24 protein-coding genes and 1 tRNA gene are annotated in these 19,178 nt (G+C 62.0%); 7 read left to right on the forward strand and 18 right to left on the reverse strand.

The annotated features are described in order from the left end of the window. Positions 1 to 16: 16 nt before the first annotated feature. The 11 genes from AC07SZ_RS27460 to moaA form a co-directional block, all read right to left on the reverse strand. Positions 17 to 721, reverse strand: a complete 705-nt coding sequence (locus tag AC07SZ_RS27460) for a DNA alkylation repair protein (protein WP_494916717.1) — start codon at positions 719 to 721, stop codon at positions 17 to 19. An 8-nt stretch (positions 722 to 729) separates the two neighbouring features. After that, entirely contained in the window at positions 730 to 1,599 is an 870-nt protein-coding gene (locus tag AC07SZ_RS27465) for an NAD(P)-dependent oxidoreductase (RefSeq protein ID WP_056577186.1), read from the reverse strand. 215 nt (positions 1,600 to 1,814) lie between these two features. Continuing rightward, on the reverse strand, positions 1,815 to 2,636 hold the full coding sequence (locus AC07SZ_RS27470; protein WP_056577189.1) for an ABC transporter permease: 822 nt from the start codon (positions 2,634 to 2,636) through the stop codon (positions 1,815 to 1,817). Further along, the gene (locus tag AC07SZ_RS27475) at positions 2,633 to 3,352 is read right to left on the reverse strand and encodes an ABC transporter permease (protein WP_056577192.1); all 720 of its coding nucleotides are present in this window, start codon (positions 3,350 to 3,352) and stop codon (positions 2,633 to 2,635) included. The genes AC07SZ_RS27470 and AC07SZ_RS27475 overlap by 4 nt, the downstream gene beginning before the upstream one ends. 80 nt (positions 3,353 to 3,432) lie before the next feature. Beyond that, entirely contained in the window at positions 3,433 to 4,218 is a 786-nt protein-coding gene (locus AC07SZ_RS27480; protein WP_056577195.1) for an ABC transporter substrate-binding protein, read from the reverse strand. A gap of 157 nt (positions 4,219 to 4,375) precedes the next feature. Beyond that, positions 4,376 to 4,879 (reverse strand): molybdopterin-guanine dinucleotide biosynthesis protein B, encoded by a 504-nt coding sequence (mobB, locus tag AC07SZ_RS27485; protein ID WP_065005081.1) that lies wholly within the window; start codon positions 4,877 to 4,879, stop codon positions 4,376 to 4,378. After that, positions 4,876 to 5,502, reverse strand: a complete 627-nt coding sequence (gene mobA, locus AC07SZ_RS27490; protein ID WP_056577201.1) for a molybdenum cofactor guanylyltransferase MobA — start codon at positions 5,500 to 5,502, stop codon at positions 4,876 to 4,878. The genes mobB and mobA overlap by 4 nt, the downstream gene beginning before the upstream one ends. 50 nt (positions 5,503 to 5,552) lie before the next feature. Then, on the reverse strand, positions 5,553 to 6,473 hold the full coding sequence (locus AC07SZ_RS27495) for a DMT family transporter (protein WP_494916718.1): 921 nt from the start codon (positions 6,471 to 6,473) through the stop codon (positions 5,553 to 5,555). Between the two features lie 181 nt (positions 6,474 to 6,654). Next, positions 6,655 to 7,014, reverse strand: coding sequence for a hypothetical protein (locus tag AC07SZ_RS27500; RefSeq protein ID WP_056577206.1), 360 nt, complete (start codon positions 7,012 to 7,014; stop codon positions 6,655 to 6,657). A 137-nt stretch (positions 7,015 to 7,151) separates the two neighbouring features. Beyond that, complete coding sequence (locus tag AC07SZ_RS27505) at positions 7,152 to 7,625, reverse strand: hypothetical protein (RefSeq protein ID WP_494916719.1); 474 nt, start codon at positions 7,623 to 7,625, stop codon at positions 7,152 to 7,154. 55 nt (positions 7,626 to 7,680) lie between these two features. Continuing rightward, positions 7,681 to 8,676, reverse strand: coding sequence for a GTP 3',8-cyclase MoaA (gene moaA / locus AC07SZ_RS27510; protein ID WP_056577212.1), 996 nt, complete (start codon positions 8,674 to 8,676; stop codon positions 7,681 to 7,683). A 195-nt stretch (positions 8,677 to 8,871) separates the two neighbouring features. Here moaA and AC07SZ_RS27515 point away from each other — a divergent pair, with 195 nt between their 5' ends. Both AC07SZ_RS27515 and AC07SZ_RS27520 read left to right on the forward strand, forming a co-directional pair. Further along, positions 8,872 to 9,225 (forward strand): gamma-butyrobetaine hydroxylase family protein, encoded by a 354-nt coding sequence (locus AC07SZ_RS27515; protein ID WP_056577214.1) that lies wholly within the window; start codon positions 8,872 to 8,874, stop codon positions 9,223 to 9,225. Between the two features lie 63 nt (positions 9,226 to 9,288). Beyond that, positions 9,289 to 9,900: a pyridoxamine 5'-phosphate oxidase family protein gene (locus tag AC07SZ_RS27520; RefSeq protein WP_494916720.1), complete on the forward strand. Its 612-nt coding sequence runs from the start codon at positions 9,289 to 9,291 to the stop codon at positions 9,898 to 9,900. A gap of 147 nt (positions 9,901 to 10,047) precedes the next feature. Here AC07SZ_RS27520 and AC07SZ_RS27525 read toward each other — a convergent pair whose 3' ends face one another. Then, positions 10,048 to 10,500, reverse strand: coding sequence for a MarR family winged helix-turn-helix transcriptional regulator (locus tag AC07SZ_RS27525; RefSeq protein ID WP_027028975.1), 453 nt, complete (start codon positions 10,498 to 10,500; stop codon positions 10,048 to 10,050). A 47-nt stretch (positions 10,501 to 10,547) separates the two neighbouring features. Between AC07SZ_RS27525 and AC07SZ_RS27530 the strand changes: the two genes are divergently transcribed. Next, positions 10,548 to 11,459, forward strand: coding sequence for an alpha/beta hydrolase (locus tag AC07SZ_RS27530; RefSeq protein ID WP_494916721.1), 912 nt, complete (start codon positions 10,548 to 10,550; stop codon positions 11,457 to 11,459). 69 nt (positions 11,460 to 11,528) lie between these two features. Here AC07SZ_RS27530 and AC07SZ_RS27535 read toward each other — a convergent pair whose 3' ends face one another. Next, positions 11,529 to 11,924 (reverse strand): rhodanese-like domain-containing protein, encoded by a 396-nt coding sequence (locus tag AC07SZ_RS27535; protein WP_056577222.1) that lies wholly within the window; start codon positions 11,922 to 11,924, stop codon positions 11,529 to 11,531. Between the two features lie 61 nt (positions 11,925 to 11,985). Next, complete coding sequence (locus AC07SZ_RS27540) at positions 11,986 to 12,600, reverse strand: TetR/AcrR family transcriptional regulator (RefSeq protein WP_056577225.1); 615 nt, start codon at positions 12,598 to 12,600, stop codon at positions 11,986 to 11,988. 98 nt (positions 12,601 to 12,698) lie between these two features. Here AC07SZ_RS27540 and AC07SZ_RS27545 point away from each other — a divergent pair, with 98 nt between their 5' ends. Both AC07SZ_RS27545 and AC07SZ_RS27550 read left to right on the forward strand, forming a co-directional pair. Beyond that, positions 12,699 to 13,445, forward strand: coding sequence for a 3-oxoacyl-ACP reductase family protein (locus tag AC07SZ_RS27545; protein ID WP_494916723.1), 747 nt, complete (start codon positions 12,699 to 12,701; stop codon positions 13,443 to 13,445). Between the two features lie 210 nt (positions 13,446 to 13,655). Beyond that, positions 13,656 to 15,536, forward strand: coding sequence for a L,D-transpeptidase family protein (locus tag AC07SZ_RS27550; protein WP_494916724.1), 1,881 nt, complete (start codon positions 13,656 to 13,658; stop codon positions 15,534 to 15,536). Positions 15,537 to 15,540: 4 nt separating this feature from the next. Here the strand turns inward: AC07SZ_RS27550 and AC07SZ_RS27555 are convergent, their stop codons facing one another. The 4 genes from AC07SZ_RS27555 to AC07SZ_RS27570 all read right to left on the reverse strand — a co-directional run bounded on the left by AC07SZ_RS27555 (position 15,541) and on the right by AC07SZ_RS27570 (position 17,552). Beyond that, on the reverse strand, positions 15,541 to 16,023 hold the full coding sequence (locus tag AC07SZ_RS27555) for a hypothetical protein (protein ID WP_056577231.1): 483 nt from the start codon (positions 16,021 to 16,023) through the stop codon (positions 15,541 to 15,543). 223 nt (positions 16,024 to 16,246) lie between these two features. Continuing rightward, positions 16,247 to 16,504 (reverse strand): PepSY domain-containing protein, encoded by a 258-nt coding sequence (locus AC07SZ_RS27560; protein ID WP_056577234.1) that lies wholly within the window; start codon positions 16,502 to 16,504, stop codon positions 16,247 to 16,249. Between the two features lie 150 nt (positions 16,505 to 16,654). Then, positions 16,655 to 16,729 (reverse strand) — tRNA-Val (locus tag AC07SZ_RS27565). Positions 16,730 to 16,868: 139 nt separating this feature from the next. Continuing rightward, complete coding sequence (locus AC07SZ_RS27570) at positions 16,869 to 17,552, reverse strand: phosphoglycolate phosphatase (protein WP_172373771.1); 684 nt, start codon at positions 17,550 to 17,552, stop codon at positions 16,869 to 16,871. A 210-nt stretch (positions 17,553 to 17,762) separates the two neighbouring features. Here AC07SZ_RS27570 and rpiA point away from each other — a divergent pair, with 210 nt between their 5' ends. Both rpiA and AC07SZ_RS27580 read left to right on the forward strand, forming a co-directional pair. Beyond that, positions 17,763 to 18,494 carry a ribose-5-phosphate isomerase RpiA gene (gene rpiA, locus AC07SZ_RS27575; RefSeq protein WP_494916725.1) on the forward strand — a complete coding sequence of 244 codons (732 nt, stop codon included), beginning with the start codon at positions 17,763 to 17,765 and terminating at the stop codon, positions 18,492 to 18,494. Further along, positions 18,481 to 19,083, forward strand: a complete 603-nt coding sequence (locus AC07SZ_RS27580; protein ID WP_494916727.1) for a DUF2059 domain-containing protein — start codon at positions 18,481 to 18,483, stop codon at positions 19,081 to 19,083. The genes rpiA and AC07SZ_RS27580 overlap by 14 nt, the downstream gene beginning before the upstream one ends. Positions 19,084 to 19,178 lie beyond the last annotated feature (95 nt).

Consider the following 19,178-nt stretch of genomic DNA (forward strand, 5'->3'; position numbering starts at 1 on the left):
GCGGATGTTGGCGAGTTCAAACGTTTCTGGCGGCGATCCGCGCGAGCGTTTTGGCATCGGTCAGTTCCTTCACGGCATTCCTACCGTTCCAGCGTGCCGTCTTGTCGGTCGACCGCGCGAGCCTTTCGGCGACAGCAAGGGCAGCGCCGTGCATGGCCATCGATCGCTTGCCGATCGAACGAAGCGCCCAGTTCACGGCTTTCTTCACGAAATTGCGGTCGTCGGTGGCATGCGCCTCGATGATCGGCAGGAAGGTGAGAAAGGTCGCCTCCGGCTCTTTTTTCCGGTGGACGACAGACCAGGCCATCATGGCAAAAGCCGTGCGTCGAACGAATTCCCTTTCATCGGCCGCGAACTCGCTGATCAGTTCCTTCCAGGCGTCGGTGTCGACGAAGAGGTCAGAGACACCGTCGACGATATCCCAGGAATCGAAACTCGACGCCCATTGCCTTGCGTTCGCGGCAGAAAACCGGTTCGGGTCGGCCGTGACGGAAGCGATGAATTGCGCCTCCATAATGCCTGACTCCCACAGCTCAAAAGCGCGCTCATGGTTGCGTTTGATCTTCCGAGCGATCTGCCGCTGGACGCCATGTGGAATTCCAAGCGCGCGTTCGATCCTGATACCGTAGCGCAGCATGCCAAGGCGATTTTCCTCCGAGCCGATCAAGCACAGATGCGCGACGATTTCGTCGGCACTGGACTGGGGCGAAAGCTCGGCCATCGCAAATCCTACTTCTCCAGCCGCGCCAGCAGCGAGGACGTGTCCCAGCGCTTGCCGCCCATGGCCTGCACGTCCTTGTAGAACTGGTCGACAAGCGCGGTCACCGGCAGCCTGGCGCCGTTGCGATCGGCCTCCTCCAGGCAAATGCCGAGATCCTTGCGCATCCAGTCGACGGCAAAACCGAAATCATATTTTCCCGCATTCATGGTCTTGTGCCGGTTTTCCATCTGCCAGGATCCGGCCGCGCCCTTGGAAATCACCTCGATCACCTTCTCGATATCGAGCCCGGCCTTCTTGCCGAAATGGATGCCTTCCGACAGGCCCTGCACCAGCCCGGCGATACAGATCTGGTTGATCATCTTGGTCAGTTGGCCGGCGCCCGCCGAGCCCATCAGCCCGACCATGCGGGCATAGGCGTCGATGACCGGCCTGGCCCTGTCGAACGTGGCCTGGTCGCCGCCCACCATGACGGTCAGCACGCCATTCTCGGCGCCGGCCTGGCCACCGGAGACCGGCGCGTCGAGAAACGAGAAGCCGCCGGCTTGCGCGGCCTGCGCCAATTCGCGCGCGACCTCGGCCGAGGCCGTGGTGTTGTCGATGAAGACCGAACCTTTCTTCATCGATTTGAAGGCACCATCCGGGCCTGTCGTAACCGAGCGCAGATCGTCGTCATTGCCGACGCACGAAAAGACAAAGTCCTTGTCCTTGGCTGCCTCCGCCGGCGTAACCGCAAGGCTGCCGCCATGCTGGCCAACCCATTGCTCGGCCTTGGCCTTGGTACGGTTGTAGACAGTGACGTCGTGGCCACCCTTGTTCCTGAGGTGCCCGGCCATCGGATAACCCATCACGCCAAGACCGAGAAATGCCACGGATGCCATAAGCTTGTCCTTCAGACTGAAAATGGAATTTGCTGCGAAAGCTCTAGAGCAATTCCTGGAAAAATGTGAAGCGGTTTCCCACAGGAATTGCGTCAAAACAAAGAGATAGAGCGGTCCGCCGTTATCGCGAAACGATGAACCGTTCTAGACACTGCGTTCAATTCGTCAAGACGCCCGGCACCCGATCGACTGGTGCAGCCGAAGCCGAGAGCGGCTCAGCGTTTCAGGTGAATGGTGATCCGACGCTCGATCCATTCAACGCCATGGCGCAAGATCTCGACCATCACCAGATAGACGATGGCGACCCAGATATAGGCTTGAATGTCGAAGCTGTTGGCGAAGGCGAGCTTTGCATTGCCCATCAGATCATAAACCGTGATGATGGCGACGATGGCGGACGCCTTGACCATCAGGATCAGTTCATTGCCATAGGGTCGCAAGGCGACAATCAAGGCCTGCGGCAAGACGATCTTGCGCAGCGTTTGCAGTTTGTGCAGGCCAAGCGAGGCTGCTCCTTCCCATTGCCCTCTGGGCACGCTCTCGATTGCGCCGCGCAGAATCTCGGCCTGATAGGCGGCGGTGTTGAGCGCAAAGGCAAACACGCCGCAATTGAAGGCGTCCTTGAAAAAATCCCAGAGGCCAACCGACTGGAGTTCGACGCGGAACGAACCCAATCCGTAGTAAACAAGATAGGTTTGGACCAGCAGCGGCGTGCCGCGGAAGAAATAGACGTAGCAATAGGCGAGGCCGGACAGGATCCGGTTCCTGGACATGCGCCCATAGGCGACAGGCACCGACAGCATCGCGCCCAGCACCATCGATATGGAAACCAGCGCCAGGGTAACGCCAAGGCCTCTCAAATAGGCTGGCGCATATTTGGCGAAGAAGTCGGCATTCCACGCAAAGAAGAGATAGCTGACGATGCCGACGCCGAACAAAATCCACAAGCAGACCAGCGCATAGCCGGCGACACGCTTGCGCGGCCAGCCGCGTGCCCGCGGCGGGGGCCGTTCAACCATGGTGGCCGTGGCGCTCATCGCTGCGCCTCGCGTCGGCCAAGCGAGCGCAGAATCGCGCTGCTTGCAAAGGACGACACTACGGCCAGAGCAAGAAAAACCAGTGCCGCCACACCATAGAAAAGGAATGCGTGCTTGGTGACGCGCGCGGCGGTATAGGCATTGCGCAACGTCTCCGCGAGGCCAACGACGGACACGAGCGACGTGTCCTTGAGCAGGCTGAGCCAGCAGTTTTCCAGTCCGGGAAACGCGATCCGCAACAGCTGCGGCACGATCACCTTGCGCATGGTGAGTCCGTAGGAAAGACCGATGGCATAGCCACCCTCATACTGGCCTTTCGGAATGGCGCGGAAGGCCGACAGGAAAACCTCGCTGGCATAGGATGAGAAGATCAGGGCAAGCACGATCATGCCGGCGACGAAGCTGTTGACGTCGATGGTGGCGTCTGGTCGGAAATACCTGACAAGATGCTGCAGCAGGATCGGCATGCCGAAGAAGAACAGGAAAAGCGTCACCAGCTCCGGCAAGCCGCGAAAGACCGTGGTGTAGATGTTGGCGGCGAGACGCAGCGAAGGCTCTTCGGATTGCTTGCCCAGCGCAATGAAAAACCCAATTGTCAAACCAATGGGAAGCGTCGCCAGCGCCAAGAGAACCGTTACTACCGCGCCATAGGCAATATCGTCACTCCAGCCATCGGGTCCCCAACTGAGAAGTGTCCATATGCTTTGGGCTGGCATTGACGGGTCTTATCTCCACGGCATTTCCAGGACGAATAGAAAGACGGCGGGGAAATTCCCCGCCGTCTTGATCCAGTCTATCAGGACTCGGCGCCGTAGACGTCGAACTTGAAGTACTTGTCGTTGATTTCCTTGTATTTTCCGTTGGCGCGGATGGCGTCGATGGCCTCATTGAGCTTGTTGACCAGGTCGGTCTCGCCCTTGCGCACGGCAATGCCGGCGCCCGGTCCGAAGATCTCGACCGGTTGCGGCGAGGGCTGGCCGAGAATCTTGCAACAGGCGCCATCGGGCGAGTCCAGCCACTGCTGCAGCACGACGATATCGTCCTCGATCGCGTCGAGGCGGCCATTGGCAAGATCCGCCTGCTCCTCGGGGCTGCTCGGATAGCCCTTCACGGTGCTGTCGGTGTAGGTTTTCGAGGCATAGTTGAAATGCGTGGTCGTGGTGGCGACACCGATGGTCTTGCCGGCGAGATCTTCCTTGGTCACGCCCTTCAGCGTGCTGTCTTTCGGCACGGCGAGAGCCGAAGGCGTGTTGTAGTATTTGTGGGTGAAGTCGACCTTTTCCTTGCGCTCCGGGGTGATCGACATCGACGCGACGATGGCGTCGAACTTGCCGGCCTGAAGCGCGGGGATGATGCCGTCCCAATCCTGGGCGACGAAGGTGCACTTGACCTTCATCTGGTCGCAAAGCGCCTGGGCGATGTCGATGTCGAAGCCGACGAGCTTGCCGTCGGAGGTGAGATTGTTGAACGGGGGGTAGGCGCCTTCGGTGCCGATCCGCAGGGTCTTTTCCTGGGCCTGGGCTACGCCGAGCGTCAGCAGCGCGGCCGATGCGGCGAGCGCGATACGCAGTGCAATACGCATGATAGTCCTCTCTTTAGGTCCCGGCCGTCGTTCCGTAACGGCTCTGTGGGGCGGTGCTTTTGACCGCCCGCTGAAGCGATACTCCCACTCTTTCCAAGAAAAAAGCAACTGCAAAACCACCAAAATCGGTAACGGGCTTCTGCCGTTACGTTACATCTCAAGCAACGAGGCCGGTGGTGCGCTCGATGAAGTCGACTATCGATTTTACGTCGTCGAGGTCGAATACCGGCAGGCTCTTGTCCGTGACGGTGAAATCCGCGGCGACGGCGACAATATTGGGATCGTCGGCCGAAAGCGGCGTCCGGTCCTTTGCCGCCAGCCGCCGTGTTTCGATCTTGCGGTGGGACTCGCGCTTGTAGCCTTCGATCAGCACGATGTCGCATGGGGCGAGCCGCGAAAGGATGCCCTCCAGCGGTGGCTCGTCCTCGCCGCGCAATTCGTGCATCAGCGCCCAACGGTTGCCGGACACGATCGCGACCTCCGTGGCGCCGGCCTGCCGGTGGCGAAAGCTGTCGGCGCCAGGCTTGTCGATGTCGAAGTCATGATGGGCATGTTTGACCGTCGAGACCTTCCAGCCGCGCCGCACAAGCTCGGCGACCAGCTTTTCGGTCAATGTGGTCTTGCCGGAGTTTTTCCAGCCGGTGATGCCGAAGATGTTCATGAAGTCATGCTCTGCAACAGGCGTCCGGCCTCGGCAAGATCGTCGGGCATGTTGATGTTGAAGAAAGGATCGAGCCCTGTGGATTGCAGGATCGGGAATTCCACCTCGACATGGCCGTGGCGCTCGATGAAGGCCAGTACCCGCCGGCTATGCTCATCGACCAGGAAATGCCGCAAGGCGTCGCGACAATCGGTGGGCCATAGCGCGAAGGTCGGGTGGAGCCTGCCGGCCGAGGACGCGACGGCAATAGAGCCGGGATGTTCGTCGGCCGCTGACGCCAGGCGATCGACGAGATCAAGCGGCAGGAAGGGTGTGTCGCCGGCAGCGGTGACGACCGCCTTGCAAGGTGTGCTGGCAGCGGCCCATTCGAGGCCGGTCAGGATTCCGGCAAGCGGGCCGGCAAAGCCTTCGACGGTGTCGGCAAGCACGGCCAGTCCGAAACGGGAGAAGCGTGCCGGATCGCCATTGGCACTGAGCGCCAGGGTTTCAATCTGCGGGCCAAGGCGCGACAGGACCTGGTCAAGCACGCAGCCGGCACCAAGCGGCAACAGGCTCTTGTCGCCGCCTCCCATGCGCCGTGACTGGCCGCCGGCCAGAATGATCCCCGCGACATCCCGTTTCATGCCGCCCAGCCTCTACGCCAGCCGCCGGAAATCGCAAGCAGCTTCAAGGGTTAGATTCCGTCCGGCGCCATGGCCGGCCCGGTGCTTTCGGCGACGATCCTTCGCCGGCCGACCAGCCGTTCGCGGTAAAGCGTATAAAGACCCGAGCCGACGACTATCGCCGCGCCGACGATCATCGGCATGTCCGGGAAATCGCCGAAGACGATCAAGCCAAGCAGTATGGACCAGAGGAGCGCGGTGTAACGGAATGGCGCGACGAAGGAGATCTCGCCCGAGCGCATCGCCATGATGATGAACTGATAGCCGACAAGCACGAGCACCGCGGCCAGCGCCAGCAGCGTCGTGCTCTTGACGGTCATCGGCGTCCAGCCACCCATCGGCGACAACAGCGCCGCGCCGACGACGGTCATTGCCAGCGCGGTGGCGGTCGAGACCAGCATCGTCGGTATGACTTGGGGGATACGCTTGGTGGCGAGATCCCGCACGGTGCAACATGCAACGCTGACCAGCGCCACGAGGGAATAGACGCTGAAGCCGTCGAAGCCCGGCCGCACGATGATCAGCACGCCGGCAAAACCGATGGCGATCGCCATCCAGCGTCGCCAGCCGACTGGTTCGCCGAAAAACAGCGCGGCACCCATCGTCACCGCCAGCGGCAGCGCCTGAAGAACCGCCGAGACGCTGCCGATCGGCAAATGGGCCAGCGCCACGAGGAACGACACGGTGGCACCCGCTTCGCCCAAGACTCGGATCGCCACCAATGGCTGCAGCATCAGGCGCGGCTGCAAAAGCGCGCCACGTTGCCAGGCCAGCAAGCCAACGAAGAGTGAGGCAAAAGCCCCCCTGATCAGCATGACCTGCGCCATGTTCATCGATTGCGAAGAGTATTTGGTGATGGCGTCGTTGAGCGTGAAGCCAACCATCGCCACCATCATGAACAACGCGCCGCGAAGATTTGGAGATAAGGGCAAGACATCTACCGATTGCCTGAGCAAGCAAGCCTGTACCAGCCCACCGCGAAACAGCAATGGCAAAGGGCTGTGCCAGAACAGGGAGAATCGCCGTGGCCCGGGTTGAAATCACATTCCGGCTTCGTCACGGATCGTTCCGGGAGGCCGCTCCGCCTCCCGGAACCAACCAGCCTGGGCGATGCTATTTCTTCGGCGTCAGCACTTCGGTGCCGTTGCCTTCCTTGCCCGCGATCGTCCACAGGCCATGCAGCGAGCCGTCCTCCTCGACCTTGTAGACAACGAGGCCGATATCCTTGTCCATGACATAGCCGGCGGAGAATGCGTCGTCATTGCGCATGCAGATACCGTCCGAGGAGGAGCCGCCCGTCTCCCAATGGATCGTGCAGGTCGTCCCGCTGGTCAGCGTGATGGTGGCTTCGCCGCCATAGGCCGAGCCATCGAAGTTGGTGCCGGCGACAGTGTAAGTGCCGCCGATCGACTGCGCTGCCGCGGGCAGGGCGGCAAGCCCAAGCAGAGCCAGCGAAAGCAGAAATTTGTGCATGATGTATTCCCCCAAAAAGCGACAGCCGCTACGAAACGAACGCTAGGCGGGAAACCGTCACCAGTAAATCAGATGGACATTGCAGGCAGAGATTTGTTCGCGGTGTGGCTAAAATGCTCTTGGGCGCGCCGCAGTTTTCATGGCCCCTTGAGGCTGCCGGCGATGGCGCCGACCAGTGGATCATATTTCGACCTGAGAGCCGGCGGGTAATCGATCCAGACCGTGCGAATAACACCATCGCGGCCGAACAGGCGCCGCTCGTAGAAGATCTTTCCATCCTTCGTCCCCGACAGCACCGCCCAGTTCCTGCCGGTCTTGCTATAGGTGACGGTATAGCCGGGTTCCTTGCTTGCCTTTTCTTCCGCGACAAAGCCTCTCGGCGTATCGTCGTCGACATTGAGGATGCCGGAGCAGGTCAGGCCGGCGCCGTCCGCGCTCAACCATACCTGTCCGTCGCCATTTTCGGGCTCGGGCTGACGATCGGTGAAGATCTCGTCGGGAAAGGTGCAGACGGTGCCGAAACGCTCATTCACATAGGTGAAGGGTGCCGCGATTGCGCTGCTTGCTGCAATAGTCGCGAAAGCCACAATCACCGAAAAAAGCCGCCGCATCTGCTGCCCCAAAGCCAATGACCGGGAGCAATCCTTGCACAGATCGACAGGAAGGTCAGCCGCCCGTCACGCTCATATGCCGGGACACCGACGGGCGGCTGGTGCGACGGTCGATGATGAAATCGTGACCTTTCGGCTTGCGGCCGATAGCCTCATCGATAGCATCGGCGACAAGTTCGTCACCTTCGGATGCGCGCAAGGGCGCGCGCAGGTCGGCGGCATCCTCCTGGCCGAGGCACATGTAGAGCGTGCCGGTGCAGGTCAGCCTGACCCGGTTGCAGCTTTCGCAGAAATTATGCGTCATCGGCGTGATGAAGCCGAGCTTTCCGCCGGTCTCGGCGACGTGGACGTAGCGGGCCGGGCCGCCGGTCTTGAAGGGAATGTCGGTCAGCGTGAACTGGCGCTCCAGCGAAGCGCGCAGCAGCGACAGCGGCAGGTACTGGTCGGTGCGGTCGGCGTCGATCTCGCCCATCGGCATGGTTTCGATGACGGTCAGGTCCATGCCGCGGCCGTGCGCCCAGCGCATCATGTCGGGCAGTTCGGCGTCGTTGAAGTCCTTCAGCGCCACGGCGTTGAGCTTGACTTTCAGCCCGGCCGCCTGAGCGGCGTCGATGCCTTGCATGACCTTGTCGAGATGGCCCCAGCGGGTGATCTGGTGGAATTTGTCGGCGTCGAGCGTGTCGAGCGAGACGTTGATGCGCTTGACGCCGCAATCGGCGAGTTCGGCGGCGAAGCGCGACAGCTGCGAGCCGTTGGTGGTCAGCGTCAGTTCTTCGAGCGCGCCGCTGTCGAGGTGGCGCGAGAGCTGGCGCACCAGATGCATGATGTTCTTGCGCACCAGCGGCTCGCCGCCGGTGAGGCGCAGCCGCCTGACGCCCTTTTGGATGAAGACGGTGCAGAGCCGGTCCAGCTCTTCCAGCGACAACAGGTCCTTCTTCGGCAGGAAGGCCATGTCTTCGGCCATGCAATAGGTGCAACGGAAATCGCAGCGGTCGGTGACCGACACTCTGAGATAGCTGATCGTGCGACCAAAGGGGTCGATCATGTTCATGTTCGAGCGTTTCCGTGGCCGTTATCGGCGTCGTTATATACAGCTATGTGATACGATCCAGCCCGCCATTCAAGATACCGCTTCTCGATCTTTGGTAACATCCCGGAGCCGACACGGTGTGTCGGTCGTCTATCAGGACTTTTCCCCTTTCGCGAAGCGGCGTAGGGAAGGGCAATCGATACGGGATGAAACTGCATGACCGCGCCAAAAGAACTCAGGGTCTCCAAGGACCGCAAACTGCTGTCGGTCACCTTTCCCAATCACCAGCCATTCGAATTGCCGGCGGAGCTGTTGCGGGTTGCCTCGCCATCGGCCGAGGTGCAGGGGCATTCTCCGGAGCAACGGGTGACGGTTCCCGGCAAGCGCAACGTGGCCATCCTGAAGATCGACCCGGTCGGCAACTACGCGGTGCGTATCACCTTCGATGATTTCCACGACACCGGGATTTTCACCTGGAACTACCTCCATACGCTCGGCCATGAGAAGGATGAGCGCTGGAATGCCTACCTTGCCGAGCTTGCGGAAAAGGGGCTGAGCCGTGACCGCTAAGCTGGCGTCGTAAAGGCGTCACACATCTGGAGTAGCGCCGGCAAAGATCCGGAGACGAAAAAGATGTCGCTCATCACCACTGTCGAACAGCTTGAAGCGCTCTATGGCTTTCCCGGCGAAGCCTCGCTGGTCAAGGAACTCGACCACCTCATTCCCGAATATGCCGCTTTTATCGAGGCCTCGCCCTTTGTTGCACTGGCCACCAGCGGCCCGGAGGGGCTGGACTGTTCACCGCGCGGCGATCTCGCCGGCTTCGTGCGCATCGTTGATCCCAAGACGTTGATGATGCCGGACCGGCGCGGCAACAACCGCGCCGATTCGCTGAAAAACATCATCAGGGATCAGCGCGTCGGGCTGCTGTTCCTGGTGCCGGGCTCCGGTACGACGCTGCGCATCAACGGCCGCGCGCACCTCACCACGGATGCCGCCCTTTGCGCATCGTTCATGGTCGACGGCAAGGCGGCGCGTTCGGTGACCGTCATCGACGTCGATTCGGTCTATTTCCAATGCGCTCGCGCCATTGTGCGGTCCGAGTTGTGGAACCCGGCGAAACATGTCGACCCGAAGTCGCTGCCGACGCCCGGAAAAATCCTGGAAATCACCAGCCGCAAGAACATCGACGGCGAAACCTATGACAAGGAATGGCCGGAGCGGGCGAAGAAAACAATGTGGTGACCGGTGCACCGACATTCAGGTCAGGCTGGCCTGCAAATGGCGGCCTCCTGCGCTTCCGGTGCTCACGTACTTTGAGTACGCTCCGCTCCGGCTCTCGAAGCCACCATTTTCGGCGCATCCTGACCTGAATCCCGGCCCACCTTGGTGCTAGGCTTCCTTCAGCACATCGTAAATCTTGCGCATCTGTTCGCCGATCATGTCGCACTGTTCCGGTGTCGACTGGCTCATCGCTTTTTCGATCAGCGCCATATGCACTTTCAGCGCCTGCATCAGCAGCGCCTCGCCGGCCTCGGTCAGGGCCAGCCGCAGGATGCGCTTGTCCTTCTCGTCGCCCTCGCGGCGCAGCAGGCCGCGCGTCTCCAGCTGCGGCAACAGCATTGTGATGTTGGAGCGGCCGACGAGCAGCTTGCGTGCAAGGTCGTGCTGCGACATGCCGGGATGGCGGTAGAGGTTCATCAGCACGTCGAGCTGCGCAGGCTTGAGATCCAGCGGCGCGAGCTTCACCGCCAGCGTGCGCTCCAGCACATGGCAGGCGCGCGCCACCGCGACCCAGTTGCGAAAACGCGGGTTGTCCCAGGGCAGCTCTTGTTTATTGTTCATCTTTGAACTATTATGTTCATGCTTGAACGTATGGATGGATTCCCACTATGGCATCATTCGGGCTGAAGGTCATCCGAGGTGTGTTTGGTGCGGCCGAACATATTGCGCCGCGCATCACCGGGCGGGCGGCCTTCGAACTGTTCTGCCGTACGCCGAGCGCCAGGGCGCTGACCGACGCTGAGCGTCGTGCCATCGGCCGTGCCGCTGAATTCATGACCGAGGCGCGCCATCATCGGCTGAAGACGGCGACCGGCTGCGTGGCGGTGCACGAATTCCGGCCGGAGCCGGGCAGGGTGGCTCCCGGCACCGTGCTCGTCGTCCATGGCTGGCGTTCGCGCACCGAATACATGCGTGCATTGATCGAAGGCTATCGCGCCGCCGGCTACAGGGTCGTTTCGCTGGACCTGCCGGGCCACGGCCATTCGCAGGGCCGGCATCTCAACATGGTCAACGCGGTTGACGCGGTGCGGGTCGCCGGCGAATGGTTCGGTCCGTTCGTTGCGGCGGTGGGCCATTCCTTCGGCGGCGCCGTTGCCGCCAACGCCATCGCAGGTTCGGTCAAGAACATTCCGCCGCTGGCGGCCGGGCGTCTTGTGCTGATCGCGGCGCCAAGTTCCTTGCCGGCGATCTTTGCCGACTTCAGCCGCATGCTCAATGTCGGTCCCCGCTCGCAGCTTGCCATGGCGGACCGTGTCGAACACTTGTCCGGCCGGCCCCTGCATGAATTCACCGGCGACCGCCAGCTCGCACAGGCGCCGGTGCCGACGCTTATCATCCACGCGCCTGATGACCGCGAGGTACCGGCTGAGCATGCGAGACGCTATGCCGGCGCCGGCGGTCATGTGCGGCTGCACTGGGCCGACGGGCTCGGCCACCGCCGCATTCTTGCGGACAAGGGCGTTGTCGAACGCGCCGTTGCCTTCGTCGCGGGGAACCACGAGCCGTCATTGCTGCATTGAGCCGCGGTCCTCGTTCCATGCATATCGTTGTCTCAAACCCGGGACCACTTTTGAGCGACATGCATTGGGCTACTTCTTCTTCTCGCCGGGCTCGATCGGCAGTCCGGCCGCCTTCCAGGCTGTGTAGCCGCCAAGGATGTGCTTGACCGGCGTCAGTCCCATGTCCTGCGCGGTCTTGGTGGCGAGCGCCGAGCGCCAGCCGCCGGCACAAAAGAAGACAAAGCTCTTTCCCGAGGCGAAAAACGGCTTGTGATAAGGGCTCTCGGGATCGATCCAGAATTCCAGCATGCCACGAGTGACATGTTTGGCGCCGGGTATTCTCCCATCACGTTCGACCTCGCGAGGGTCGCGCAAGTCGACGAAGATCGTGCCCTCATCTTCGAGCAATCCCGCCGCTTCTTCAGGCGAAACCACTTCGATCTCGGCATTGGCCTCGTCGAGCAGTTCGCGATAACCCTTTTTCACCGTCGTCCCCTCCCGGCCCTTGGTGGCAGGTCCGAATTTCGAGCACACCAGCTTGCGTTTGTCACGCCGCCTCGGTTGCGGCCATCGTCTTCCACGCCGCCATCGCCCCGGCCACGGTCGCCAGAAGGGCGGCGCGCGACGCACCATCCCGCGCCTGGATCGACATGCCATGCTGAACCGTGGCGAAGAAGGTCGCCACGGCACGACAATCGAATTTCGCCGGCAATTCGCCCTCGGCCACGCCGCGCTCGAGGCGCTTGCGCAGGGCTGTGAGGTTTCCGGCGCGACGCCGGCGCAAATCCGCGCAGATGGCTCCGCTGCTTGAGTCCTCGTGCAGTGCACCCAGTGCAATCAGGCAGCCCTGCGGGCGATCGGTCCGCGAATAAGCCTTGGCTGTCTGCCGCAGGAAGTTCTCGATCGCCTTGCATGCCGTCGATGCCTGGTCCAATGCGGCCCAGATTTCCGTTCCTTCGGCTTGCGTGTAATATTCGGTCGCTTCGAGGAACAGCGCCTCCTTGCTGCCAAAGGCGGCATAGAGGCTGGGCGAATTGATGCCCATCGTCGCGGTCAGCTCGGCAATCGAAGTGCCCTCGTAGCCTTTGGCCCAAAAGAGTTCCATCGCGCGCCGCAGGGCCGCGGTTCTATCGAATGTACGGGGACGGCCTCTTTCCGGCATGGCGCTTTTTCTGTGTTGATCGATACATAAATCAGTTACGCAACCGGGCAAGACTGCCAGACATTTATGTATTGATCGATACATAAATGGAGAAACGAATGTCTTCCAGCAATTTGAACGGCAAGGCCGCCCTTGTCACGGGTGGCAGCCGCGGCATCGGGGCGGCGATTGCACGGCGCCTGGCCGCCGATGGCGCGGCCGTCGCACTGACTTATGTGAACGGCGAGGAGCAGGCTCTCTCCGTTATTGCCGATATAGAGGCCAAGGGCGGCCGTGCCATTGCGATCAGGGCCGACAACCGGGATGCCGTGGCGATAGACAGAGCCGTCGATCAGGCCGTTGGTGCCTTCGGCCGGCTCGACATCCTGGTCAACAGTGCCGGCATCTGGCGCGCGGCACCCATCGATACGCTGTCGCTTGCCGATTTCGATGAGACCATGTCGGTCAACCTGAGAGCTCCGTTCATCGCCTCGAAGGCCGCGGCGGCTCATATGGGCGAGGGCGGGCGGATCATCTCGATCGGCAGCAATCTCGCCGAACGCGTCACCGACACCAGCCTCGGCGCCTATTCCGCCAGCAAGGCGGCGCTGGTCGGGTTGACCAAGGCCCTGGCGCGCGACCTCGGTCCGCGCGGCATCACCGCCAATGTCGTCCACCCTGGCTCGACCGACACCGACATGAACCCGGCGGACGGACCGCATGCCGAGCACCAGCGCCAGAAGATGGCCATGCCGCGATTCGGCAAGGCCGACGACATCGCCGGCATGGTCGCGTGGCTTGCCGGCCCTGAAGGACGTTTCGTGACCGGCGCCGCATTGACCATCGATGGCGGCGCCAACGCCTGAGTTTTGCGGAGTTCCCAGGCGGGAGCTGAAACACCCTCGCTCCCGCCGTCACGATGTTGTGAAACCGTTCTGCAACAGGCTTTCCGAAATTTATGAAAGCTTAACGAAATCGGTATGAATCAGTATAGTCGCGCCTTACATCCGCCATGCGGTGAGCGAGACGGTCTAGCGTGCGGAACGGGAACCGGTTGCGACCGGAGCGGGTGATTGATGAAATTCCTCGGAAACAAAGCAACCGCGATGCCGCTGATGGCGATCGCGGCAACGCTCGCCCTGGGCGCGCCTCAAGCCGGTGCGCAAGGGCTTTTCGACATGCTGTTCGGCGGTGGTGTCAGGCATGAGCCGCAAGGGGAATTTCCGCCTCCGCCCAAGCACAAACCCAAGCCCAAAGTTCCTGCTGGCGGCGGCGTAAAGATCAGCAGCCCATCCTATTACACCTACAAGGCCGATAGACTGGTGCGCGTCGACTTCTCGACGCTGTCGGCGGCACCCCAGCCCGCAACGCCGCAGGACGCGGCGTTCGTTCCGTCAGCCACTGGAGCTGCTTTCCACGATGCCATTGCAGGTCTCAGCGACTACGAACTCTATGCCGAGCCCGATATCGCCAAGGCGCTGATCGCGTACTATTCGGCCAATCCGGACTTCATCTGGGTGAGCGGAACCAGCCTCAACAACCGAGCCCAGGATGCGGTTCGGGTGCTCGGCGAGGCCGCGAGCTATGGCTTGACGCCAGCCGACTATACGGTCGACGTACCGGCCGTGAATTCGGCTTCCGTGGACGACGCAGCCAAGCTGAAGGAACTGGTGCGCTTCGAAATGGCGCTTTCGGCGCGCGTCTTGCGCTACGCCCATGATGCCCAGAGCGGCCGTGTCGAGCCCAACCGGATGACCGGCTATTATGATTTCCCGGCCAAGCCGCTCGACATGGTCGGCGTACTGAAGACCTTGGCGCATACGCAGGAAGTGCGCACTTACCTCGAATCGCGGCATCCGCAGAATGCGGAATATCAGGCGCTGCGCGTCGAGCTGGAATCCCTGCAGGCAAGTGCCGAGAACGAGATCGTCGTCGACCCCAAGCTGCTGCTGAAGCCGGGGCAGACCAGCCCCGAACTGCCGAAGCTGCTGTCGCTGATCGCGCGCAATCTCGATGACGACATGGGCGGCACCTATGGCGAGCTCCTGTCGCGGCTGGCGACCAGCGAGGTCTACGTCCCCGAACTGGTGCCGCTGATCAAGGCGGTGCAGGTCAAGGAAGGCATGAAGGGCGACGGCGTCATCGGTCCGCGCACCGTCGCCTTGCTGGCCGGTACCTCGAAGGCCGACAGGCTGCTCAAGGTACAGGTGGCGCTGGAGGAGCTGCGCTGGCTGCCTTCCGATCTCGGCAGCCCGCGTGTCTTCATCAACCAGCCCGCGTTCACCGCCAGCTACATCGACAATGGCGAGGAAAAGCTGAAGACGCGCGCCGTCGTCGGCCGGGTCACCAACCAGACGGCGTTCTTCTACGACCAGATCAAGCAGGTCGATTTCCATCCCTATTGGGGCGTGCCGCAGTCGATCATCGTCAACGAGATGCTGCCCAGATTGCGCAGTGACCCCGGCTATCTCGACCGGGCGGGCTACGAGGTGACGGACTCGCGCGGGAAGCGCATTCCGTCGTCCGCGGTCAATTGGGGCGCCTATGGCGCCAACATTCCCTACAGCGTGCGCCAGCAGCCGAGCGAGGCCAATGCCCTGGGTGAACTGAAGATCCTGTTCCCCAACAAGCACGCGATCTACATGCACGACACGCCGCAGAAATCATTCTTCAAGCAGGACATGCGCGCGCTCAGCCATGGCTGCGTGCGCCTGCAGGACCCGCGCGGCATGGCAGCCGCTGTGCTAGGCACCTCGGTCGACTATGTCGCCGAGAAGCTTAAGCACGGACATTCGACCGAGGATGTCACGCGCAAGATCCCGGTCTACGTCGCCTATTTCACCGCGTGGCCCGACATGTCCGGCAAGGTCGAGTATTTCGACGATGTCTACGATCGCGACTCGCGGCTGAAACAGGCCCTGGACGCGACCGAGGCGGTGCGTTCGCCGTCCAGCTGATCGTTCAGAGTTGCGACAACGGGCGGCGGAAGCCCGCTTCCCGCCCGGCGATCAGCCAGTAGATCAGGCCAGCGACAAGGCCGGCGGCGGCGATGATGCCGATGTCGGCCCATCGCTCCGGGTCCATGTCCTCCGCCGAACTCGGCCAGATCAGGAAGAAGCCGCCCGCGGCGGCAGCGGCGCCGAAGACCATGTGCATCAGGACATTGCGCAACGAGAAGAACTCCGCGATCAGCGCGAAGATCAGCGTCTGCAGCGCGGTCACGACAATCGTCAGGAAATAGATGAACATGCCAAGCGGCGGCACCACCAGGGCGGCGATCGGTGTAACCCCCATGACGTCGAAATACGCCGGCGCGTTGGGCAAGGAACTGAGCGCGGCGTAGATAGCCACCACGGCGACGAGGCCGACCAGTATCGCGACGAGATAGCCAGCCAGCATCATCAGGATGCGCTTCATCACGTGCTTCGCCGTCGCCATGCCCATCCCCCTAAGGCGCAGTCAACCGGTTCAGTCAGCCATCAAAGACGATCCGGCGCAAGGGCAGGCGCCCTTGCCGGCATGCAAGGCTTTCCTCAAACACCAAGCACGCCGATCAGGCGCCGCCACACACACTCCAAGGATAGACAATTTGCGGCACTCCGATCGTCGATCAAGGCGCGTGGAGAAAACGGCAGGCCCGTCGAACGGAGAGTGTCCGGCGCGACTCCTACTTAGGCTCGGCCGACACCGGATCGTAGGTGATTTCGACCTTCGCCTTATCCGACGTGTAGTAGGTGACGGTGTAGGCGCCATTGTCCCAATCGACTTCCTTGACATAGCGGAAGCCGTCGCGCTGCTCGACCTTGGCGATGATCTCCGAAAGCTTCTTGGCATTGGGTGGCGGCAGCGGCTTGTCATCCGCGGCCAGAGCCGGACCGGCAGCAAGAAGAACGGCAACGCTGGTTGCCACGATAAATCTGGACATGGTTTTCCCTCAAGTTTCGACGCAAGGAAACTCGCTGGCGTGGTGGTTGGTTCCAGATGGCCGCGATGCTTGGCAGGTCGCGCTTGCGGACTGCAATTCGCCGGAGCGTCGAAGCAGGGGGCTGAGACTGAAAAACCATTCCGGGGAAAATGGTGGGCGATGCAGGGATTGAACCTGCGACCCCACCCGTGTGAAGGGTGTGCTCTCCCGCTGAGCTAATCGCCCGCTCGTTGCCCGAAGGCCAAGCGAGCCGCGATATAAGGGAGGCCAACCGGTTAAGTCAAGGCGGTGTCTGGCATTCTCACAGCGATCGGATTCTTCACTCTTTCTGGTCTGTTCCGACAGGATGCCGGTCGCTGCCCGCTCAATGTCCAGCGGCGCTGATCAGCCTTTCCGCCAGATCCACGGTCAGCGCATCGAAATGCGAAATTATCGCCGAGGGCTCGAATTCGCGGACGTGGCGGTCGGTGTAGCCGAAATCGACAGCCACCACAGGAATGCCGGCGGCCTTGGCGGTGTCGATGTCGGTCTGCGAATCGCCGACCATCAAGGCGCGGTGGGGATCGCCGCCGGCCAGCCGGATGGTTTCGGTCAGGTGGCGCGGATCGGGCTTGCGGAAGGCGAACGTGTCCTGCCCGGCGATGGCCGCGAAATGCCTGGTCAGGCCGAGCGCTTCGATCAACGCCAGCGAGTTGGCCTGGTATTTGTTGGTGCAGATAGCCAGGAGGTAGCCCGCCTTCTCGAAGCGTGCGATCGCCTCGATGACACCAGGGTAGGGGCGGGACTTGCCGGGAATGTTGTCGGTATAATGATCGAGGAACAGTTTTAGCAGCCGGTCATGCTCGGTGACATCGAGCGAGCGGTGCTGCGCGGCGTGCGCCCGCTCTATCATCACGCGACCGCCATGGCCGACGAAGCGCTTGAAGCCGGCTTCGTCGACGGCCGCGAGCTCACTGGCGGCCAGGCTGTGGTTGAGGCTGTCGAGCAGGTCCGGTGCTGTATCGATCAGCGTGCCGTCGAGGTCGAACACGATTGTCGGGCGAATCATTGTCTGTCCACGCAGGTTTGTACAACTGGCAGGCGATAAAGGCTGGCGCGCGTCAAGGCAAGCAGGGCGGTGGTGGTATGGCCACCAGGGGCTTTGACCGGACCGGCAAAAATGCTAGGAGCCCAAAACACTAAAGCGGGTCGCATGTGGTTCCCAAAACCACGGTTACTTTTGGGCGACATGCATCACATTTCGGGACGGCAAGGCAGCATGGATGCGAGGCAATTGAAGGTCGAGGCCGCGCGGGCGGCTCTTGCCCATGTCGGCGATGGCGTGCGTCTGGGCATCGGCACCGGCACCACTGCCGAAGAGTTCGTACGATTGCTCGCCGACAAGGTCGCGACGGGCATGACTGTCATCGGTGTCCCGACGTCGGAGCGCACCGCTGCATTGTGCCGCGAGCTTGGCGTGCCGCTGTCGACATTGGAGGAAACGCCCGAGCTCGACCTCACCATCGACGGCGCCGACGAGGTCGACCCGGAGCTGACCCTGATCAAGGGCGGGGGCGGCGCGCTGCTGCGCGAGAAGATCGTGGCCGCGGCCTCGCAGCGCATGATCGTCATCGCCGACCGGTCGAAGATGGTCGAGACGCTCGGCCGGTTTCCGCTGCCGATCGAAGTCAACCAATTCGGCCTGCGCGCCACCGAGATCGCGGTAGCGGCGGCGGCTGCAAATCTCGGCCTTTCCGGTCCGATTACATTGAGGATGACGGGAGGCCAGGCTTTTGTTACAGACGGCGGCCATTTTATCCTCGATGCATCTTTTGGCCGCATTCCGGATACAAGAGCGCTTTCGAATGCTCTCCACGCCATTCCGGGCGTGGTCGAGCATGGTCTTTTCATCGGGCTGGCGTCAGCGGCCATCATCGCCGGTGGCGACGGCATCCAAACCGTCCATGCCGCCCGAAAACCAGGGAGTTCTACCGATCATGATGTTGCATAACCGGGTTCGCGGCCTTTGCGTCGTTCTGGCGGCCTCGGCCGTTTTCGCCTTCTCCTCGCCGGCGTTCTCGCAGGACGTCACGGAATCGCACCTGAAGGCGGCCCGGGCGGCGGTCTCGGCGATCCATGCGACCGATCCGTTCGACAATATCCTGCCGCAGGCGGCAGCCGCGCTCGAATCGCAGCTCATCCAGAAGAACCCGGACATGCAGGAGCTGATCGGCAAGACCATCAACGAGAAGGCACTGGCGATGGCCTCGCGCCGCGCCGATCTCGAGAAGGAAGCGGCCCTTGCCTATGCGAAGGTGTTTTCCGAAAAAGATCTCAACGACATCGCGGCCTTCTACGGCTCCGAGGCCGGCAAGAAGCTGCTCGACAATGGTCCGGCCGTGACGCGTGATTTGGTCAAGGCAGCCGACATCTGGCAGAACGGCCTGGCCCGCGATCTCGCCCAGCAGGTCGGCGAAACGCTGGCCGCGGCCGCCAAGGCCAAGGCGCCGGCTGCACCGGCGCCCGCTGATGGGGCTGCTCCGGCGGATGGCGCCGCACCCGCCGATGGTTCGGCTCCTGTTGACGGCACGCAGAACTGATCCCGCGTTTTCAAATGTGGCCTTGCGGCCATCTGTGAAGCCCGGCTTGTCCGGGCTTTTCTTTTGGCCTTTGGCGGCCTACCTGTCACCCACAT

Source organism: Mesorhizobium sp. GW821-FHT07A06, assembly GCF_059419085.1.